This is a genomic window from Dongia rigui (assembly GCF_034044635.1).
GTDB classification, from domain to species: domain Bacteria; phylum Pseudomonadota; class Alphaproteobacteria; order Dongiales; family Dongiaceae; genus Dongia; species Dongia rigui.
Genome location: NZ_JAXCLX010000001.1, coordinates 706,233 through 726,264, shown reverse-complemented (window position 1 = coordinate 726,264; position 20,032 = coordinate 706,233). Strand labels below are relative to the sequence as shown.

Below are 20,032 nucleotides of genomic sequence, written 5' to 3'. Positions count from 1 at the left end.
GCGTCAGCCCTGCACCAGGGCGTGAACATTGAGGAAGCGCGCCCAGGCGAAGTCATGATTCCCGGCTTCGACCATGCGCGTCACAAGATACAGATCGCTGGCTGTGCGGGCCGGCGCATCCAGATAGAGACTGGCAAAGCGCGGCTGCTGGGCCGGCACGCGGATCCAGCCCGAGAAGCCTTCACCCGATTGCGGATCGGTCGACCCGGCAAGGAGATCGATGATGCGGCTCTCACTATTGCCCGCCACCAGGGCGAACTCGACATCGCGCGCCTTCTCATGGGCAACAAGCAGATTGGCGGAGACGCGCAGGGCACCGGCCGGGCAGCCGCCGGGAATCTTCCCGATCGTGGTGCCAAAGGCGGGCGGGTGACACGAGACGATGCGCTCGCCCTCCAGATAGCGGACGCCGTCGAAGCCGGATGATTCCGTGTCCAGGGCCACTTGCTGCGTGCCGGCCAGAATCTCCTGTGGCAGCGTCACTTCGCGCAGGCCCTGCTCGGTCTTCTCGCGGCCGCCGCGCGCGGCGAAGGTACCGGGGGTCGGTGGCACGACACCGGGCAGGCCGACATAGACCTGCAGCGCCAGGCTGCTGCTGGAGATCGACTGGCGCAAATCGGCATCCTGCAGGCGGAACAGCGGCAAGGGCTGCGCATTGCCAAGCGACAGCGTCGGCAGATCGGCCTTGTGCCCTTCGACCGAAATGATCAGGCGCAATGTGCGGCGCAGCCCGGCGATGGATTTTTGCAGGGCCAGGGTCATCCAGCCGGGATTGAGTTCCGAGATCGGCACCGACCAGTTCTCGATCATGCGCCCGTCCTCGACCGATTGCAGCGTGGCGCGGAAGATGCCTTCGCCGCGCGGCGTCGCCTTGGCGATGTGGAGGGCGATGGCGCTGACACCGGTGCTGGCCACGGGCAGGATCTGGCTGATGCTGCCATTGCTGGCGGTGGCGAGGACATTGGGCTCGGTTTCGTCTTCGACCGGCGGGTTGATGAAGGCGATGTCGAAGGGCTGCAATCCGGCCCGGTCGATGAAGGCCTCCAGCGCTGCGAAGCGGTTCTGCAGGTCTTCATTGGCCTGCCGCGCATCCGCCAGCTGCCGGAACAGGGACGTTGTCAATTCGGCGCTGCGCTGGGCCAATTGCTGCGCGGTGCCCAGAATGCTCGCGGCAAAGCCCATGACATCGTCGGGTGCGATCAATTGCGGCGTCGGTACCGAACCGTTGCGGCGCTTCTGCAGCCAGTCGCCGGCCCGGTCGACCAGTTCACGCTCGCTCTGGTCGAAGGCGATGATCGCCGCCAACTGCACGGGTGCCTCGGCCAGGCGCTGGTCCTGCCCCGAAACATCGCGCGTCAGGATATGGTCGTCGGCGACCCGCTTGATCTTGAGCAAGGCATAGGCATCGCCGGCCAGCGCGCGGATATCGTCGCTGGGCTGCCCGCTAAAGAGAATCGCCGGCTTCTTCACATAGCCGCGCTTCGCCTGGTCAAGGATATGGATGTCCTGGTTGCGTATGGTGGCAGCACTGATCACGCGCGCGCCCTTTCCCATTGATGGCCGTTCCGATCTTGCAGTGCAATATTAGCAATTCTGGAAAGCGGCATCAAGAAATCCATAAATAAAAATACTCTCACGTCTGGATGATTATCTTATAAAATCAAATAGAAATGCGATGAATATAGTAACAGATAAGTAATAAAGCGAAGACGCCTGCGCGTGATTATTGACGACCATTGACGACGCGTAGCGGCATCGGCCGGGCATCAAGCTCAAGGTCGCCGAGCAGGTTCTTGAGGTAGCGGCCATAGGCGCTGACGGGTGCCGCTGCCGCCTGGCGGGCGAATTCATCGGCATCGATGAAACCCTGTGCCAGCGCGATTTCCTCAAGGCAGGCGATCTTGATTCCCTGGCGGGTTTCCAGGGCGCAGACGAATTGCGTCGCTGCCATCAACGTCTCCGGCGTGCCGGTGTCGAGCCAGGCAAAGCCGCGGCCTAAGCGCTCGACGGTCAGGTTACCCTCCTTGAGATACCTGGCGTTGAGGTCCGTGATCTCCAACTCGCCGCGCGCGGATGGCCGGAGATCGGCCGCGATGTCACTGGCGCGGCCGTCATAGAAATAAAGCCCGGTGACGGCCCAGTTGGAATGGGCATGGCGCGGTTTCTCGATGATCGAAACCGGTTTCTGCTCGGCGTCGAATTCGATGACGCCGTAACGTTCCGGGTCGTCGACGCGGCAGGCAAAGATATGCGCGCCGTGCTGGAGGGCGGCGGCATCGCTCAGTCGCTGCGGCAGGCCGCTGCCGAAGAAGAGGTTGTCCCCCAGGATGAGAGAGGACGGCCCACCGGCCAGGAACGAGCGGCCGATCCGGAAGGCCTCGGCAATCCCGTTCGGGCGCGGCTGTTCGGCATAGGAGATGTTGAGGCCCCAGCGCGACCCGTCGCCGAACAGCTCAACATAGCGCTCGATATCCCGCGGCGTCGAAATGAGCAGGATGTCGCGAATGCCGGCCAGCATCAGGGTGGCAACCGGATAATAGATCATCGGTTTGTCATAGATGGGCAGCAATTGCTTGGTGACGGCCGCCGTCATCGGATAGAGCCGCGAGCCGCTGCCGCCGGCAAGGACGATGCCTTTCATGCCGCGATCCTCTCCTGGGCAAGGGTGTGGACCAGCGCCGGCAGCACTGCTTCCCAGGCCGGCACGGCATAGCCCAGCGACGTGGCGAGGTTGCAATCCAGCGCGCTGTAGCGCGGGCGTGGCGCCCGGCGCGGGAAATCGCTCAACGCCACCGGCTGCAGGGACGGCAGGGCCGTCCGGCCGGCCGCGCGCAGGGCGCCGAAAATCTGCGTCGTGAGGTCGAACCAGGTCGTGAGCGGTTGCCCGGCCACATGCATGAGATGCGGCAAGTCGCGACCGGCCATCAGGTCCAGCACGATCTGCCGCGTCAGGGCGGCGAGGGCTGCTGCCGGTGTCGGTGTGTGAATCTGGTCGCTGACCATGCTGACCGGGCGCAGGTCATGGCTGCGGGCGATCATGGTCTTCAGGAAGTTCTGCCCGTGGCGGCCGAACAATCCGGCACTGCGCAGGATGGTGGCGCGGGCGCCGCTGGTGAGGACCGCCCGCTCGCCGGCGAGCTTGGTCTGGCCATAGACCGATGCCGGTGCCGCCGCATCCAATTCGCGATAGGGCCGGTCGCTATCGCCGGCAAAGACATAATCGGTCGACAGGTGCACCAGCGGTATGCCTTGCCGCGAGGCGATCTGGGCGAGACCTGCCGGCATGTCGGCATTGAGGAGGGCTGCCATCACGGGTTGGCTCTCGGCAAGATCGACAGCCGTATAAGCCGCCGTGTTGACGATTGCCGCTGGACGCAGGGCGCGCAAATGGGCGTCGACCGCATTCATGTCGAACAGATCGATCTCGCCCCGGCCCAGGAAATGCGGCTGCACCTCGACAGGCCAGGCGAGATCGGCCAGTTCGCGGGCAAGCTGCCCGTTGCGGCCGATGATCATGATGGGTGTTGCCGTCATTGCACCGAAACTCATGCGCGGCGGCGCGCTGGTCGCGCGGTCGGAAGGGGTGTTGGCAATCGCCAATCGATCGGTGCCAGATCGCGCAGGCGCGGCAGCAGCGCATCCTTCTCCGATACCAGGATCTCGGCGGCGGTGAAGGGCCAGTCGATGCCGAGATCCGGGTCGTCCCAGGCGATGCCGCCTTCGGATGCCGGCGCATAAGGGGCCGACACCTTGTAATGGACCAGCGTCTCCGGCTGCAATGCGCAAAAGCCGTGGGCGAAGCCGACGGGGACGAAGAGATGCTGCCCGCTCGAGGCGGCGAGGTGGATGGCGGTCGCGCGACCGAAGCCTGGACGGTCGCGGCGCAGATCGACGACGATATCGAGGATCGCCCCCGCCAGCACCGTCACCAGCTTTGCCTGGGCATGCGGCGGGCGCTGGAAGTGGAGGCCGCGCACCACGGCCGGTTGTGTCGTCAGCGAGACATTGTCCTGGCAGAAATCCGGCAGCCCTGGCTTCTCATCGGCCGGTTGGCACCGATGCAGTTCCATGAACCAGCCGCGGCTGTCGGCAAAGCGCCGGCCATCGATGAGCTCTACGCCGTCAGGCAAAGTGGTGGTCATCGGGTCATACGGCACGGCGCACCTCGGCCTGGATCGCGTCTGCCGTGTGCCAGCGCCATGCGCTGGCGACGATGTGGTCGAGATCCGATTGCGTCGCCTCCCAGCCCAGCACGTCGCGGGCGCGGCGCGGATCGGCATAGAGCGCTGGCGGATCACCGACGCGGCGGGCGGCTATCTGCTGCGGCACCGGCCGGCCGGCTTGCGTGGCGACCGCACCAATCACCTGGCGCACCGAATAGGGCCGGCCGGTGCCAAGGTTGAAGGCATGGAAGCCAGCCGACGCGGTGAGGAAATCGATCGCCCGCACATGGGCGGTGGCGAGATCGTTGACGTGGACATAGTCCCGCTCGCAGGTGCCGTCCGCGGTGGGATAATCGGTGCCAAAGACCTGCACGGGTCCCCGCGCGCCGCGGGCTGCGGCGATGACCAGGGGGATGAGGTGTGTCTCCGGCTCATGCGCCTCGCCGATGCCGTCTTCATGGGCGGCGCCGGCGGCGTTGAAATAGCGCAGCGCCGCGGCGCGCAAGCCATGGGCCGCGGCGAAGTCCTTGAGGATCGTCTCGACCATCAGCTTGGACCGGCCATAGACATTGATCGGCTGCTGCGGCGTCGTCTCCGCGATGGGGCAGCTCTCCGGTTCGCCATAGGTGGCGCAGGTGCTGGAAAAGATCAGCTTGTCGACGCCGCCGGCGCGCATGGCCTCCAGCAGCGACAGCGTCCCGGCGACATTGTTGCCGTAATAGCGCCCGGGCTTGCTGGCCGATTCACCCACCAGCGACAGGGCGGCGAAATGCATCACGGCGACCGGCTGATAGCGCGCGATCAACGCGCCGACGCATGCCTGGTCGGCCATGTCGCCGATTTCGAGCGGTCCCCATTTCACGGCCCAGCGATGGCCGGTCGACAGATTGTCGAGCGTCACCGGCAGGTAGCCATTGGCGGCGAGCATGCGGCAGGCATGGGAACCGACATAACCGGCACCGCCCGTCACGAGCACAGGACGCATCGAAATCCCCACTTCGCAGTTGTCGCGAGGGGAACGTATCAAAGGAAAACTACTTAGGCACTATTTACAATATTCATAAAGAACAACCCAATATACTTCTCTCCAGGCTTGCAAGAAGATGTGCGTTGCGCAATCTAATGAGCGTCATCGACGTGACGCATGAAACGGAGACGCCTTGTGAATTTTCTCTTCGTGCACCGCGACTATCCTGGCCAGTTCGGCGCGCTCGCGGCGCATCTGGCGCAATCCACGCATCATCGTGTTGCTTTCATAACTTTTGCCGATGCCGCATCCGACAGCATTGCGATCCGGCGCTGCCAGCCCAAGCGCGCGCCATCGCCCGGAACGCATCATTATCTGACCGGCTTCGAGGCAGGCGTGCTCAATGGCCAGGCAGTCTATGAAGGCTGCCATCGCCTGCGCGAGGAAGGTTTTACGCCCGATGTGATCTTCGCCCATTGTGGCTGGGGTGTTGGCCTCTATCTGCGCGAGGCGTTTCCGATGGCCACCATCATTGGCTATTTCGAATGGTATTATCATCCGCATGACAGCGACGCCGATTATCTCGACCCCCATGGCGTGACACCGGACAATGCCTGCCGTATCCGAACCCTCAATGCGCCGCTGTTGATGCTGCTGGAGGATGTCGATTTGGGCCTTGTGCCGACGGCATTTCAGCGCAGCACCTTTCCAGCCAGCTATCAGCACAAGCTGCGCACGTTGCATGACGGGGTGGACACCGACTACTTCGTGCCGAATCAAAACGTCGCGCGCACCTTCGATGGTAAAAATCTCGGTAAGGTTAACCGTTTGCTAACCTTTGCGACCCGCGGCATGGAACCCTATCGCGGCTTTCCCGAATTCATGCAGGCGATCGAGCGCCTGCTGCACGATGATCCCGACCTTCATGTCGCCATTGCCGGCAACGATAAGGCCTACTACTCGAAGCAGCTGCCGGATGGCGATACATATAAGGCGCGGGCGCTGCGACAGTTGCCCGGACTCGATCTCGCCCGCGTCCATTTTCTCGGCACATTGCCGCGCGACGACTACCGCCGCCTGCTGCAGATGTCTGATGTGCATGCCTATCTGACGGTGCCGTTCGTGCCCTCCTGGTCGCTGGTCGAGGCGATGGCTTGCGGGTGCCATATCGTCGCCTCGGACACCAAATCGACGCGCGAGATCCTTGGCGGTCATGAAACGGCAAAATTTGTCGATCATCGCGATGTATTACAGTTGGAAAAAGTGCTGCGCGATGCCTTGCATGACAAGGATGCCGCCCAGGGGTTGCGGCGGAATGCCAGAAACCGCGCTGAAACGGGCTTTTCGCATAAGTCTCTTTTGCTGCAGTGGGAAGCAATTGCAATCGCCGCGCGCAAGGAGGCGGCCCGCTGACTGCCACTAAAATATAAGCTCGCCGAATTACATCGGCGCAAATATTGGTAATAGTTTTATAAGAATAGAAATGTTGCGGACCCCGTCGCGACCTGTTCAATTGGCCGTGGTTTCGGCACCACGACCATCAATCCAAGCGACGAGGAGAGACACGATGGCGACAATTCCGGGCGGTGATTTTGCCGACCGTCTTGTCGGCACCAGCCACGGGGATGTGATCCTGGGCGGCGGCGGTGACGACGCGATTGCCGGCGGCAGCGGCAAAGACTTCATCGATGGCGGTTCCGGCCATGACTGGATCGACGGCGGCAGCGGTGATGATTTCATCAGCGGTGGCACCGGTTCGGATCACATTGTGGCGGGTTCCGGTGGCGATGTGGTGTTTGGCGGCGCGGATGCCGACTACATCAATGGCGGTTCAGGGGAAGACACCATCTTTGGCCAGGGCGGCAACGACTGGATCAAAGGCGGCAGCGGTGACGACAGCCTGTTCGGCGGCGACGGCAAGGACGACCTCAGCGGCGGCAATGGCGACGACTACGTCAATGGCGGCGATGGTGACGATGCCTTGCGTGGCGAAAATGGCGACGACCGCCTCGAGGGCGGTGCCGGCAATGACAGCCTGAACGGCGGCAATGGCGACGACGTCCTCAAAGGCGGCGCCGGCAATGACAGCCTCGACGGCGGCAAGGGCGACGACAACCTGCAAGGTGGCAACGGCTCCGACCGTGTGGTCGGCGGCGCCGGTGACGACTTGCTCGATGGCGGTGCCGGCAATGACTTCCTGCGCGGCGGTGACGGCGACGACACGTTCGTCTTCCACGGCGGCGGCGGCCAGGATGTCATCATGGACTTCGAGGAAGGCGAGGACATCCTCAAGATCTCGAAGAACATCAACGGGCTGTGCGTCCATGATGCTGGCGATGTCGCGTCGCTTGCACATGAGGTCGGCGGCAATACGGTGATCGATTTTGGCAGCGGCGACCAGGTCACCCTGGTCGGCGTCAAGGTGGCCGACGTTCAGGCCAATCCGAGCGCCTTCTTCGTCATCAGCTAAGGGTCTTGGCGCCGGACCAGGCCGCTTGCGGCTGACGGTCCGGCGCCATTTCTTTGTCTATTCATTCGCTTCGTGACTGGAACAGCATGCTGGCTCAGCCCATCGACGGAACGCTCGAACAGCCCGGCACTCTCGGCCCCGACATGGCGCGGCCGGCTTGCTTCGACATGCCGGGCGGCTTGCGCGTGGTGATGACGGAGGGCGAGGCCGGCCTCATCCCGCAGCGCGGCGGCAAGATGCTGCCGCCACCCATGATTCGCGTGGCGCTGCCAAGAGTAGGCGGCGATGCACGTCAACTGATCATCTTCCGTGCCGAAGCGGCCACGAAGCCGATCGATCTGCTGGCGCGGGACGGCAGATCGGTTGGTCGGGTCGAGGCCAAGGACTTCGCCAGCCTGGACCGGGCGGCGCTGACGCAAGGTCTCGATGCGACCGGCAAGCTGCGCCTGGTGCGCCAGATGCTCGACGTCTGCCGCGATCTCTTCCAACTGCGCCATGACACGAACTTCGGGCGCTTCTGCCGGGCCATCCTGGCCGATATCGACGCCAACCCGCGCGTCGTCGCGGCCGAGGCCGTGGTGTCGCAGCACCTGGCGCTGATGAGTGCGCCGCTCGCGGTGGGCGAGGTGACCGACCTCTTCGTCGTCGGTGACCGCGGCATTGCCACCGCGACCTTCAATCCGCTGAAGATCGAGCGCGGGCGCGGCCTCTTCCTGCTCGAGCGCGCGCAGCTCAAGCCCGGCAACCTGCTGGTGATGGTTGGCGCCGATGGCCTGGCGACGGCCCGTATTGCCGCGCTGCCCCAGACGCCGTTCCTGACCTGGCTGCAGAACAACAAGCCGCTCGCCGCGGCGACGCGCCGCTTCGTCATGCGCTGTGTCGGCGAGGCGGCAACCGGGGATGCGTCGGCCGCTGCCCTGCTGCGCGAGTTGGAGCTGTTCCAGCCGGCGACCCGGCGCAACCTCACGGACAGGCGGGCGCCGTTGGGTGCCGGCATCGATTTGCTGGTTGCCGACGGCAAGGGCGGCATCTTCGTCAAGGGCTGGGTGCGCGACCCGCACCAATTGATGCAATCGGCGACGTTGCGGGCAACGGGCCTGCCCGCGGTGCGCCTTGACGAAACCTGGCTGTGCTTTCCACGCCCCGATATCGACAAGCATTATGACGGCCGGGCGATGGCGCGCGGTTTCGTGGCCTTCCTGCCTGAGGCCGGCCAGCCGCGCGGCCAGGCGAGGCTCGAACTGCAACTGGGCTCGGGTGCCGTGCTGGAGATCCTCGCCGGCCCGGCCATGGGCTCGCCGGTCGAGTTGCGCGATGCCGTCTTGGGCGCCGTGCCGCCGGAATATCTCACCACCGATGCTATTGCCCGCGTCATCGCGCCGGCTGCGGAATCACTGCACGTCCAACATCTCGCCGCGCGCCGGGCGCCGGATCTGGTGCAACTCGGCACGCCGGTCGACCAGCCGCGCTATTCGATCATCATCCCGCTCTATCGCAATCTCGATTACTTGCGTTTTCAACTCGGGTCCTTTGCGATCGACCCGGTGATGGCGGAGACAGAGATCATCTTTGTCCTCGATTCACCGGAACAGCGCGCCGAACTGGTACACTTCCTCAGCGGCCTCCATCAGCTCTACCGGCTGCCGCTGACGATCCTCATCATGTCAGCGAATTTCGGCTATGCCGCCGCCAACAATGCGGCGGCCGGCATCGCGCGGGGCCAGTTCCTGCTGCTCCTCAATTCGGATGTGGTGCCGGAAAGTGCTGGCTGGCTGCCCAAGCTCGCAGCCCCGCTGCTGCAGCAGAAGAAGGCGGTGGCCACCGGGGCGAGGCTCCTCTTCGACGACCAGTCGCTGCAGCATGCCGGCATGCGCTTTACGCGCGATGCCGGTGGGCATTGGTTGAACCTTCATTATCACAAGGGGGCGCCGCGCGACTTTGCACCGGCGCTGGAGACCCGCGCCGTCCCCGCCGTGACGGGAGCGGCTCTGTTGGTGCGGCGCGAAGCCTTCCGGAAGGTCGGCGGCTTTACCGAGGATTACATCATCGGCGATTACGAGGATTCGGATCTGTGCCTGAAATTGCGCCAGGCGGGTGGCGAGATCTTCTATTGCCCCGAGGCCGTGCTGTTTCATTTCGAGCGCAAATCGATCAACCGCCATGCCGGCTATCAGCGCTCGGTCGCCGGTCTTTATAATCGCTGGTTGGCCGGTCAACGCTGGCATGCGGCGATGCTGGATCTGTGTAGCCGTTTCGACACCATGACGGACGGGGCCGGCGCATGAACGCCGTCACGCGGGCGCCTGGCCCGGACCAGGCCGATCTGGAAGAAGCGGCTTTCAACGCATTGCTGAAGTCGATCCGCCGCAACCGCTTCCTGCCGCTGCCGCCGGAGGAACGCAATTTCGTCGGCGATGGCGACTTCCTGGCGATCGGCTGCGAATTCCTGCGCCATTTCGTCGAACTGGGCGGCCTGCAACCGCAGCATCGCGTGCTGGAGATCGGCTGCGGCATCGGCCGCATGGCGTTGCCACTCACGCAATATCTCGAGGCACCCGGTGGGCGCTATACCGGCTTCGACGTGGTCAGCGCCGGTATCGACTGGTGCCGCGAGAACATCGCCGCCGCCTATGCCAATTTCGATTTCCTGCATCTCGACTTCAACAACCAGCTCTATAACCCGCAAGGGCAGCTGACTGACCAGGGCAGCCTGCCGTTCGCGGATGCCAGCGTCGATTTCCTGTTCATGACTTCGGTCGTGACGCATCTCGACCCAGGCTACACTTCCTTTTATCTGCGCGAAGCAGCACGGCTGCTGGCGCCGCAAGGACGCCTGTTTGCCACGGCCTTCGTGCTGGACGGCGCCAACAGGAGCCTGGTCGAAGCCAAGAAGGCGCGGCCGGCCTTTCACCTCGAGGGTACCGGGCCGCATTACATTGCCGACCGCGCCCATCCCATGGCGGCGGTCGCATTCGAGCAGGATTGGCTGCTGGGTGCCGCGCGGCAGGCGGGCCTCACCCTCGCCCGCCCGATCGCCTTTGGGCATTGGAGCGGCCGCACGGCCGAGAACTTCCAGGATATCTGCGTCTTTCAGCGAGCGAAGGCCGTCACATGAAGAAGCTCAAGGTCCTCCACCTCTGCCACAATCATCCGGATCTGCATCCGGGCGGCACGGAGATCTTCGCGCTCGATTTGCACCGGCAATTGCAGGCTGCTGGTTCCACCGACGGCCTCTTCATCGGCTGCGTCGATGAGAACCATCGCAAGCAGCGGCCAGGCACGGTCTTTCAAGGCATCGGCAACCACAGCGACGAAATGTTGATGTGGACCGGGCATTTCGACAATTTCTATCTCTCGCAGATCGACCTCCACGGGATCGTCCCGGAACTGACCGACCTGCTGACGACGCTGAAGCCGGACGTCGTACATTTCCATCATATGCTGATGATGGGGGTGGAAACGCTGTTCCTGGTCAGGCGGGTGCTGCCGCGCGCCAAGATTCTGCTGTCGCTGCACGATTACTACGCCATCTGTGCCCATGACGGGCAGATGGTGACGACGGGTGACCGTCGCCCCTGCCATCAGGCCTCGCCCGATGCCTGCCACCGCTGCTTCAAGGGCTTGGAGCCGGAGCATTTTGTGTTGCGCGAGAGACACATCAAGACACATTTCTCCGTCGTCGACCGCTTCCTCTCGCCCAGCAACTTCCTGCGGCGGCGGTTTATCGCCTGGGGACTGGCGCCGGAGCGCATCCAGGTGCTGCGCAATGCGCGCCCCGAGCCCGAAATTGCGCCACATCGCGCGCTGCGTGCCGGCGAGGCACGAAATCGTTTCGCCTATTTCGGAAATCTTAACCCCAATAAGGGCATCCTGGTGCTGCTCGAGGCGGCACGACTGCTCAACCAGCGTCATCCCGGCGCGTTCCGGGTCGACATCCATGGCGGGGCGCCGTTCCAGAGCGAGGCGTTCAAAGCGGAACTCAATACCGCGCTGACAAGGGTTGAGGGCATCGTGCGTTGGCACGGCGCCTATCAGGCAACGGAGATTGCAGGATTGATGCGCAACGTGGATTGGGTCGTTACCCCATCGATCTGGTGGGAAAATGCCCCACTGGTCATCGACGAGGCATTCGCCCAGCGCCGGCCCGTGATTGCCAGCGATATGGGCGGCATGGCGGAATCGGTCAGCCACGAAATCGATGGCCTTACTTTCCGGCCCGGTGACGCCGCGGCGCTGGCCGATACGATGGAGCGGGCGCTGCACGAGCCGGATTTGTGGAACAACCTCGTCGCCGGCATCACGCCGCGACGGACGCTGGAAGAATGCGCGGCCGAGCATCTGGCGCTCTATCGCAGCCTGCTTGGACCGGAACAGAAGAAATCTCAGACCGCGGCCCGGGCCCGGACGCGCGGCAAGGACAAGTCTGAAGGAATGGTGACTCATGTCGGCTAACGCAGACGCCGTCTCGCAACTGGATCTCAGCGCCGCGACGCCCGCACAAGGGACGGCACAGATCCAAGGCTATATCGACGCGGTCGAACCGGACCGGATCTTTGGCTGGGCCTGGAATACCTCCGATCCATCGGAACGCCTCAGCGTCGAAATCCGCCAGGGCGAACAACTGATCGTCCGGCTCGAAGCCAATCAGCCGCGCCCGGATCTGGTGGCAAACGGTGTCGGCGACGGTCGCTATGCCTTTGTCGCCAATATCCCGGCCATCGCCGAAATCGACCGCGCCGCGCCAGTGACGGTCCTGGCCATCACGGCGGATGGCACGACTTCGGTCGAGTTGAAGCGCCAGTCCGCTGCACCGACGCCAGCTGCCGTCAGTGCTGTCGTCCTGGGCGAAATTCGCGCCCGCGACCAGCGCCTGCAAGGGCAGCTCAAGCAATTGGTCTCGGTCGCCAAGGAACGCGGCGGGTTGGACCAGAATCTCAACGACCGGGTCACCCAGTCCCTCGAGAAGCTCGATACCGCCTTGCCCGAACTCGATCACCGCCTCGAGGCGATGGAAGTTTTCCAGCTGCGCTTTGACACGCTGCTGCAGGCGATCGACAAGCGCCTTTCGACGCTCGAAGCCAAATCGCAACCGCGCAAGCCGCTGCTGCTATGGGTCTGGGCGGCCGTCACGACGGCCGTCTCGCTGGCACTCATTGGCCAGCACATTCTGCGGAGCTTCTGATTATGGCATCTGCCAAAGGGAAAACCAGCTTGCGCAACAACCCGTTCGAGGTGGCGATCCGCTCCTTGCGCGGTGGCCTGGGTTATGTGGGTTTTCTGACGTTCTTCATCTGCATTTGTCAGCTGATCGTCCCGTTGTTCATGGTTCAGGTCTATGACCGCGTGTTGGGAAGCCGCAGCCTCGATACGCTGGCGGCCCTCATCGTGGTGGCGGTGGGCGGGCTGATCCTGCTGGGCGCCCTCGAATATATCCGCAGCCGCGTCTATCACATCCTGGGTGACCGCCTGGCGCGCCGCCTCAACTCGGCCACGCTCGAAGCGGCCGTTGCCGACAATCTCGATGGCCACAACAACCATCCGGGCCAGGCCCTGCGCGATCTCAGCGATCTGCGCCAGTTCCTGACCAGCTCATCGATCAGCGTGCCCTTCGAAGCGATGTTCGTGCCGCTGTTCCTCGCCGTTTTGTTCATGTTGCACTGGGTCTATGGCGTCATCGCCATCTGTGCCGCCACCATGCTGGTCAGCCTGTCGCTGGGCATGGAAATGATCGCGCGCCGGCCGCTGGCGGAAGCCAACGAGGCCTCGGTCAAAAGCACCGGCCAGACATCGGCCGCCTTGCGCAATGCCGAGGTCATCCAGGCCATGGGCATGCTGCCGGCCATCGCGCGGCGTTGGGAGCAGGCGCAGTATAAGGTGCTGCAAGGTCTGGACGAGGGCAACCGCCGCTCACGCGCCATGTCGGCGCTCTCCAAGACGCTGCGTTATATGCTGCAAATCACCATGATGTCCTCGGGCGCCATCCTCGTCATCGAGCGCATGGCCTCGCCGGGCACGATGGTCGCGGCCTCGATCATCATGGGGCGCATGCTGCTGCCGTTTGATCATCTGATCGAGGGGTGGCGCCAATGGGTCTTCGCCCGCGGCGCCTATAACCGCCTCAAGGATCTGATCGGCCGCGTCGAGCATCGCCCGGCCGGCATGGCGATGGTGAATGCCGAAGGTCGCCTGACCGTCGATCGCCTGGGTTTCGTTCCGTCCGGGTCGGATCGCGCCGTTCTGCGCAACATCACCTTCGCGCTCGAGCCCGGCGAAGTCCTCGGTGTCATCGGCCCGTCGGCTGCCGGCAAATCGACCCTCGCGCGCCTGCTGGTCGGGGTGTGGAAACCGACACAAGGTGCGGTCTATCTCGACGGGCAGAACGTCATCAATTGGGATCGTGCCTCCTTCGGCTCGGCGGTCGGCTATCTGCCGCAATCGGTCTCGCTGCTGGAAGGCACCGTCCGGGAAAACATCGCGCATATGAGCGAGGCGGATCCGGCCAAGGTCGTTGCTGCGGCGCGGCGCGCCGATGTCCATGAAACGATCGGCACCCTCCCGCACGGCTATGATACCGAGATCGGCGAGCAGGGCTTCTCCTTGAGCGGCGGCCAGCGTCAGCGCATCGGCCTGGCGCGAGCGCTCTTCGGCAATCCGGCCTTCATCGTGCTCGACGAGCCCAACGCCAATCTCGACCAGACCGGCGAGCAGGCGTTGATGAACGCCTTGATGGCGGCCAAGGCCGACGGCACGACCATTGTCCTCATCACCCATCGACCCTCGATCGTTGCCGTCTGCGACAAGCTCCTCGTGCTGCGCGACGGCGGCATGGCGCAATTCGGGCCGCGCGCGGATGTGCTGCGCTCGGTCACGGCATCCGGCAAGGCCGAAGGGGCGTTGGCGCCCACCGGTACTGTCGCCAGGCTGGTGAAATCATGAGCGTTATCGAACTCGGCCATCCGGGGCTGACCTATCCGGAACCGTCGCTGCGGCGCTATGTCATGATGGGCATCGCCGTCGTCATCATGGGCTTTGGCGGGTTCCTGCTCTGGGGATTGCTGTCCTCGCTCGACCGCGCGGCCATTGCCGACGGCACGGTCGTCGTCGACAGCAACAAGAAATCGGTCCAGCACCTCGAAGGCGGTATCGTGAAGGAGCTGCTGGTACGTGACGGCGACCAGGTGAAGGCGGGCGATGTCCTGCTGCGGATCGACACGACCCAGGTTCAGGCACAGATCAGCCAGCTCCATATGGAGCATTATTCGCGTCTTGCCCGCATCGCGCGCCTGACCGCAGAGCAGGAAGGCAAGCGCGAAATCCAGTTCCCGGCCGAACTCCTGGCGGCGCAGAACGATCCGGCTGTGCTGGCGCTGATGGCCTCGCAGCGTGCCTTGCTGAACGCGCGGTTCTCCGCCTACGACGAAGGCGTCGGCATGCGCGAGCGGAAGATCGGCGAATCCCAGAACGAAATCGCCGGTCTCAAGAGCCAGATCGGTGCGACCGAGGAAATGCGCGTCATTACCGAAAAGCAGCTGGTCAGCATCCGCGAGCTCTATAAGAAGGGCCTGACCGAAATCCCGCGTTTGCGCGGGCTGGAATCCAGTTTTGCCGAGCTTGGCGGTCGGCTTGGTGAACTGCGCTCGAGCATTGCCCGCAGTTCCGAGACCATTGCCGGCCTCAAGATCGAGATCGAGAATCTGCGCTCGACCCGCGCCACCGAAGTCAATGGCGAGTTGCAGCAGGTGCTCATGGAAGGCACCGATTACGAGGGCCGCCTTGCCGCCCTCCAGGACGTGCTCGGTCGCATGGATGTGCGGGCGCCGCAAGGCGGTCGCATCGTCAACATGCAGGTCTTCGGCCCCGGCGCCGTGATCGAACCCGGCAAGCCCATCCTCGACATCGTCCCCCAGGACGACGCGCTCGTGGTCGAGGCCAAGGTCAAGACGGACGACATCGATTCCGTCCATGCCGGCTTGAAGGCGGAGGTCAAGCTGCTCGCCTTCAAGCAGCGCCGCGTGCCGGGGATCGCGGGCGAAGTCGTCACCGTTTCGGCCGATCGCGTCGTCGAGGAACGCTCGGGCGTTGCCTATTACATCGCCCGTGTGAAGCTCGACTTGAGCTCGCTGCCGCCTGGCATGAACGTCACACCTTATCCCGGCATGCCGGCCGAAGTATTGATCGCGACCGGGCCGCGCCGTGCCATCGACTACTTCACCTCGCCGCTGACCGATACCTGGCACCGCGCTTTCCGCGAGGAATAGCAAGGGCTTAATCGGGAAGCTGGCCAAGGCCGGCCGGCATCTGTATGAAGTCGCCCGTCAGTGTCACTGTCGGGCGACGTCATGTCCTATCCTCTGCATCCGCCGCGCCGGAAGCGCCCCATTCTGGGGCTCCTCTGCTGTTTCTGTCTGATTGCCGCCGGCTGCAGCGCGGATACCGCCCGCATTGATTTTTCGACCTTCGCGCGCGCCACCACGCCCAACGATGCCTTGGCCTGTCCGACCGGGCTCTGTGCCGCCAAGGCGGATTTCGTGACCGACGCCGTTGCCCTGTCGGCGACCGATCTTGCCGCCAAGGCCCGAGCACTTTTGTCGAGCGAACCCCGAACGGAGCTGGCATCGCAGAGCGAGGAGGGCCTGCACCTCGTCTTCGTACAGCGCTCGCGCCTCTTCCGCTTTCCCGACACGGTCAACATCGCCGTCCTGCCCGCGGGCGACGGCCAGGCCAATCTTGCGATCTACAGCCGCTCCAATTACGGCCATGGCGATCTCGGCGTCAATCGGCGGCGGGTTGAGGCCTGGCTGCAGCGCCTTGGCATCCCGTATCGGGCGGCATCATGAGGGCGCTGCCGGCCGGCGTCGCCCAGTTCGCCGACGTGGCACAGGCGCGCATGCCCTCGACGCAACGGCTCTTCCACTATTGGCATGAAAGCCGCCGCAACGGCGTTCCCTTGCAGCGCGGCGAGATCGACCCGTTGGCCCTGCGCGACATCCTGCCCCTGCTGCTGCTGGGCGATATCGAGCCAGAGCCCTTCCGCGTGCTGTTCCGCCTGATCGGCACGGGTGTTGCCGATTTCAGCCGCCAGGATTTCAGCGGGCAATATCTCGATGAACTCGTCTACAGCGCGCGCGACAGCATCGACTGGAGCGTGTGCTATCGCTTCGTGCATGCAGCCCACACCGGAATCGTCGGCACCAACGCTCTCCATTTCGCGGACGGTCGCATCACCAGCTACGAATTCGCCATCTTCCCGCTCGCGCGCGGCGACGATCCGGCCGGCTCCTTCATCGCCATCGAGGCCTATGACGATTTCGACCGCCTGGTCATTCCCGATCTGCGGCCGGTGCAGCGGCGCTGATCAATCGCCGCGGCGCTCGGCCATCTTCTCCAGCAGGTCGCGCGCAAAGGCCTCGGCGCCGCGTTCCGTCTCGCGCAAGGCCGGCAGCCGCACGATGTCGTGAAAGGCGGAAAAGTTCAGCATCTCGCTTTGCACGGAAGTGGTGTCGCCGGTTTCGCGCAAGGTCGCATAGAGGCGGCGCAGCGCATGGGCGATGGTATAGGTCGCCGCCACCGGGAAGGCGACACAGGCATAGCCGATGTCCTCAAGCTGAGCCGCGCTGAGCACTGGCGTCTTGCCGCCCTCGACATTGTTGGCCATGCAGGGGGCCGGGATCTCGCTGCAGATGCGCGCCATCTCATCGGCGGTCAACGGCGCTTCGACGAAGATGAGATCGGCGCCGGCTTCGCGGTAGATCTGCGCCCGTTCGATGGCGGCCTCCAACCCCTCGATCGCGCGCGCGTCGGTGCGCGCCATGATGACCAGGTCGCCATCGACCCGCGCATCGACCGCGGCCTTCACCTTGGCCACCATCTCGGTCACCGGCACCACTCGCTTGCCCTCCATGTGGCCGCAGCGTTTGGGTGCGACCTGGTCCTCGATGAAGAGGGCGGCGACGCCGGCGCGCTCATAGGCGCGGATGGTGCGGGCGACACCGATGGGCGAACCGTAACCGGTATCGGCATCGGCCAGGACGGGCAGGGGGGTAACGTCGCACAGGCGCGCGTAATGGTCTGCCATTTCAGCGAGACCCAGCTGCCCGATATCGGGTGCGCCGAGGAGGCTCGCGGTTGCAGCATAACCGCCGGCCGTGAACGCCTCGAACCCGGCCATTTCGATGAGGCGGACCGACAACGCGTCATGGGCGCCGGGCATCACCAGGATCTCCGGCTGGTCGATCAATTGGCGAAAACGGGTGGTACGGCGCATCCTGGCAGGTCCCGATTGATGAAGCTGCGCCATGATAGCCGGCAGGCCCCGAGTCGCCGATTATCGCCGCGCTGAGGGCGCGTTTTTCCCGGGAACCGCCTTGCGTCCAACGCGTTATCAGTCGGGGATTTTGGCAAATTCCTGTTGAATTCTGCTGCTGGCCGCACGAGACTAGGGCCGGTTTTGCATTCCATGGGCTAAAAAGAGGGATATCAACCATGTCAAAGCGTTTCGCGATCCGCCTGTCGGCGGCAGCCCTGGTGGCGGGGAGCGTTCTGGGTGTGGCCGGCCTTGCCGCCGCTCAGGACCAGACCGCAATCTACAGCCAGTACCACCAGGCGATCCGCGCTGCCGAGGTCTGCCGTGAATTCACGCTCGACCCGGCCGCCTGGAGCAAGGTGTCGACCTATATCGACAAGAAGATCAATTACGAGATCCCGGCCGGTGAGCGCCTGACGCTGATCGAAGCCGCCAAGACCGACACCCGCGAGCTGGTCTGGAACAAGGGCTGCGATTCCGACGAAGTGAAGGCGCTGCTCTCGCTCTACGACGCCGAACTCGCGACCCCGGCCTCCTAAAGCCACTCGGCCGCAAGGCTGAAATCGGAACCCCGCTGCCGCAAGGCAGCGGGGTTTTTGTTTGTACGGGAGGCTTTGCTGGCAACGCCCCCTCTCCCCGACCCTCCCCCACGTTGGGGGGAGGGAGCTCACCGAGGGCGCTGAAGCGTTTGAGCCAAGGCTTGCTCTAGTTCCCTCCCCCCAACGTGGGGGAGGGTTAGGGAGAGGGGGCGGTTCCCTTCAGTCCCGCTCAATCGAAAACCGTGCCGGGCAGCTGCCTTTCGCGACCCGGGCCATATCGAAGGACGCGCGCGACAGCGGCTCTTCGACAGCCGTCGCCGTCAACCGCAGGCGGATTTCCGTCAGCGTGGCGTAGCCCGCATCCTTGCGGCACAGCAGCTGCAGCGCCCGCTCAGACCCCTTGCCGAATTCAGCCGCGAAGGCCTGCAGCAGATCCCGCCGCGAACTCTCTTTGCCGGCTTGCGCCTGCAGTGTCGCGGCAAAGCGGCTGGCGCGGACCGTCTCGCTCAACGTGACAGCGGCGGCGAAATAGCGCTCCGCGCCCAATCCACTGCAGCTGCCATGCTTCACCCATTGATGCCGCTCCAGCCGCGAGACCACGCCCGGCATCACCACGGCCAAGCGTCGGCCAAGATCCGCGCTCAGTTTGACCGGCGGCAGTTTTGCCCAGTCGCGCTTGTCGGCAGCCATCACCCGCGCCCGGTCGGCGCCCAGGCAATAATCGTCATCGGCATCGAGCCGGCCGTCGCCATTGCGGTCGGCATTGGGCCACAGGCCATGGAGAGTGAGTTGTGCGGCGGCATCCCCGGCGCATTGCGCCTTGTCGGCACCCGCGTCGCTGGCACAAAAGCCTGGCTGCCAGGACAGCGCCAGCACATAGCTGGCTTCTTCGGCGAAGGCGTCCGCCCGGGCGGCCAGCGGCATCAGCAGCGCACAAAAGAAAACGGCCGCGCGGACGATCTGTCCGGCGCGGCCGTTCATCACGGAATGCGGCGCGGTTATTTGAACTGCACCTTGGCGATCTCGTAGGATTTCGAGCCGCCCGGGGTCGTCACTTCGACCGTTTCACCGACCGATTTGTTGATCAGCGCGCGCGCCAGTGGCGCCGAGATGGACAGGCGCCGCGATTTGATATCCGCCTCGTCCTCACCGACGATCTGATAGACGGCCTTCTCCTCGGTATCCTCGTCGATGAGGGTCACCGTGGCGCCGAACTTGACCTGCTTCCCGGTCAGTTTCGAGACGTCGATGATCTCGGCGCGCGAGATCTTGTCCTCAAGCTCGATGACGCGGCCTTCGATGAAGGACTGGCGTTCGCGCGCGGCGGTATATTCGGCATTTTCCGAGAGGTCGCCATGCTCGCGCGCTTCGGCGATGGCACGGATCACCGCCGGCCGCTCGACCGTCTTCAACTGCTTCAGTTCTTCTTCGAGGCGGGTAAACCCGTCCCCGGTCATCGGAATCTTCGACATGGTCAAATCCACAGCCAAAAAAGCAAAAGAACCCCTCGGGCGCGGCGCCGTTCCCTGCTGGGATTGCACGTCGCTACCCGGTGAGCCTGACTTGTTCAGTGGAACCAGGGTTGATACC

19 protein-coding genes are annotated in these 20,032 nt (G+C 64.2%); 11 read left to right on the top strand and 8 right to left on the bottom strand.

Features of this window, described 5'->3' with window-relative positions; genetic code table 11:
* Nucleotides 1-3: 3 nt before the first annotated feature.
* The 5 genes from SMD31_RS03315 to galE form a co-directional block, all read right to left on the bottom strand.
* Entirely contained in the window at nt 4-1,554 is a 1,551-nt protein-coding gene (locus tag SMD31_RS03315; RefSeq protein WP_320499301.1) for a DUF6212 domain-containing protein, read from the bottom strand.
* Between the two features lie 169 nt (nt 1,555-1,723).
* Complete coding sequence (gene rfbA / locus SMD31_RS03310) at nt 1,724-2,641, bottom strand: glucose-1-phosphate thymidylyltransferase RfbA (RefSeq protein ID WP_320499300.1); 918 nt, start codon at nt 2,639-2,641, stop codon at nt 1,724-1,726.
* Nucleotides 2,638-3,549, bottom strand: coding sequence for a dTDP-4-dehydrorhamnose reductase (gene rfbD, locus SMD31_RS03305; RefSeq protein WP_320499299.1), 912 nt, complete (start codon nt 3,547-3,549; stop codon nt 2,638-2,640). The genes rfbA and rfbD overlap by 4 nt, the downstream gene beginning before the upstream one ends.
* Nucleotides 3,546-4,142: a dTDP-4-dehydrorhamnose 3,5-epimerase gene (gene rfbC / locus SMD31_RS03300; RefSeq protein ID WP_320499298.1), complete on the bottom strand. Its 597-nt coding sequence runs from the start codon at nt 4,140-4,142 to the stop codon at nt 3,546-3,548. The genes rfbD and rfbC overlap by 4 nt, the downstream gene beginning before the upstream one ends.
* A 4-nt stretch (nt 4,143-4,146) precedes the next feature.
* A complete protein-coding gene (gene galE / locus SMD31_RS03295; protein ID WP_320499297.1) occupies nt 4,147-5,148 on the bottom strand; it encodes a UDP-glucose 4-epimerase GalE in 1,002 nt (333 codons plus the stop codon).
* Nucleotides 5,149-5,325: 177 nt separating this feature from the next.
* On the opposite strand from galE, the gene SMD31_RS03290 reads away from it, so the two are divergent.
* The 10 genes from SMD31_RS03290 (at nt 5,326) to SMD31_RS03245 (ending at nt 16,955) form a co-directional block, all read left to right on the top strand.
* Nucleotides 5,326-6,543 (top strand): glycosyltransferase, encoded by a 1,218-nt coding sequence (locus SMD31_RS03290; protein ID WP_320499296.1) that lies wholly within the window; start codon nt 5,326-5,328, stop codon nt 6,541-6,543.
* Nucleotides 6,544-6,697: 154 nt separating this feature from the next.
* Complete coding sequence (locus tag SMD31_RS03285; RefSeq protein ID WP_320499295.1) at nt 6,698-7,600, top strand: calcium-binding protein; 903 nt, start codon at nt 6,698-6,700, stop codon at nt 7,598-7,600.
* An 86-nt stretch (nt 7,601-7,686) separates the two neighbouring features.
* Nucleotides 7,687-9,885 carry a glycosyltransferase family 2 protein gene (locus SMD31_RS03280; RefSeq protein WP_320499294.1) on the top strand — a complete coding sequence of 733 codons (2,199 nt, stop codon included), beginning with the start codon at nt 7,687-7,689 and terminating at the stop codon, nt 9,883-9,885.
* Nucleotides 9,882-10,715 carry a class I SAM-dependent methyltransferase gene (locus SMD31_RS03275; protein ID WP_320499293.1) on the top strand — a complete coding sequence of 278 codons (834 nt, stop codon included), beginning with the start codon at nt 9,882-9,884 and terminating at the stop codon, nt 10,713-10,715. The genes SMD31_RS03280 and SMD31_RS03275 overlap by 4 nt, the downstream gene beginning before the upstream one ends.
* Complete coding sequence (locus tag SMD31_RS03270) at nt 10,712-12,052, top strand: glycosyltransferase family 4 protein (protein WP_320499292.1); 1,341 nt, start codon at nt 10,712-10,714, stop codon at nt 12,050-12,052. Before SMD31_RS03275 ends, SMD31_RS03270 begins: the two co-directional genes overlap by 4 nt.
* On the top strand, nt 12,042-12,782 hold the full coding sequence (locus SMD31_RS03265; protein WP_320499291.1) for a hypothetical protein: 741 nt from the start codon (nt 12,042-12,044) through the stop codon (nt 12,780-12,782). The genes SMD31_RS03270 and SMD31_RS03265 overlap by 11 nt, the downstream gene beginning before the upstream one ends.
* Before the next feature lie 2 nt (nt 12,783-12,784).
* A complete protein-coding gene (locus SMD31_RS03260; protein WP_320499290.1) occupies nt 12,785-14,536 on the top strand; it encodes a type I secretion system permease/ATPase in 1,752 nt (583 codons plus the stop codon).
* Nucleotides 14,533-15,858 (top strand): HlyD family type I secretion periplasmic adaptor subunit, encoded by a 1,326-nt coding sequence (locus tag SMD31_RS03255; RefSeq protein ID WP_320499289.1) that lies wholly within the window; start codon nt 14,533-14,535, stop codon nt 15,856-15,858. The genes SMD31_RS03260 and SMD31_RS03255 overlap by 4 nt, the downstream gene beginning before the upstream one ends.
* An 81-nt stretch (nt 15,859-15,939) precedes the next feature.
* Nucleotides 15,940-16,437: a DUF1499 domain-containing protein gene (locus SMD31_RS03250; protein WP_320499288.1), complete on the top strand. Its 498-nt coding sequence runs from the start codon at nt 15,940-15,942 to the stop codon at nt 16,435-16,437.
* The gene (locus tag SMD31_RS03245; RefSeq protein WP_320499287.1) at nt 16,434-16,955 is read left to right on the top strand and encodes a PAS domain-containing protein; all 522 of its coding nucleotides are present in this window, start codon (nt 16,434-16,436) and stop codon (nt 16,953-16,955) included. Before SMD31_RS03250 ends, SMD31_RS03245 begins: the two co-directional genes overlap by 4 nt.
* Here the strand turns inward: SMD31_RS03245 and SMD31_RS03240 are convergent, their stop codons facing one another.
* Nucleotides 16,956-17,864: an isocitrate lyase/PEP mutase family protein gene (locus SMD31_RS03240; protein ID WP_320499286.1), complete on the bottom strand. Its 909-nt coding sequence runs from the start codon at nt 17,862-17,864 to the stop codon at nt 16,956-16,958.
* Between the two features lie 218 nt (nt 17,865-18,082).
* On the opposite strand from SMD31_RS03240, the gene SMD31_RS03235 reads away from it, so the two are divergent.
* The gene (locus SMD31_RS03235; protein WP_320499285.1) at nt 18,083-18,442 is read left to right on the top strand and encodes a hypothetical protein; all 360 of its coding nucleotides are present in this window, start codon (nt 18,083-18,085) and stop codon (nt 18,440-18,442) included.
* 219 nt (nt 18,443-18,661) lie between these two features.
* Here the strand turns inward: SMD31_RS03235 and SMD31_RS03230 are convergent, their stop codons facing one another.
* Nucleotides 18,662-19,423, bottom strand: a complete 762-nt coding sequence (locus SMD31_RS03230; protein ID WP_320499284.1) for a ribonuclease T2 family protein — start codon at nt 19,421-19,423, stop codon at nt 18,662-18,664.
* A gap of 17 nt (nt 19,424-19,440) precedes the next feature.
* A complete protein-coding gene (gene greA, locus SMD31_RS03225) occupies nt 19,441-19,914 on the bottom strand; it encodes a transcription elongation factor GreA (RefSeq protein ID WP_320499283.1) in 474 nt (157 codons plus the stop codon).
* Nucleotides 19,915-20,032 lie beyond the last annotated feature (118 nt).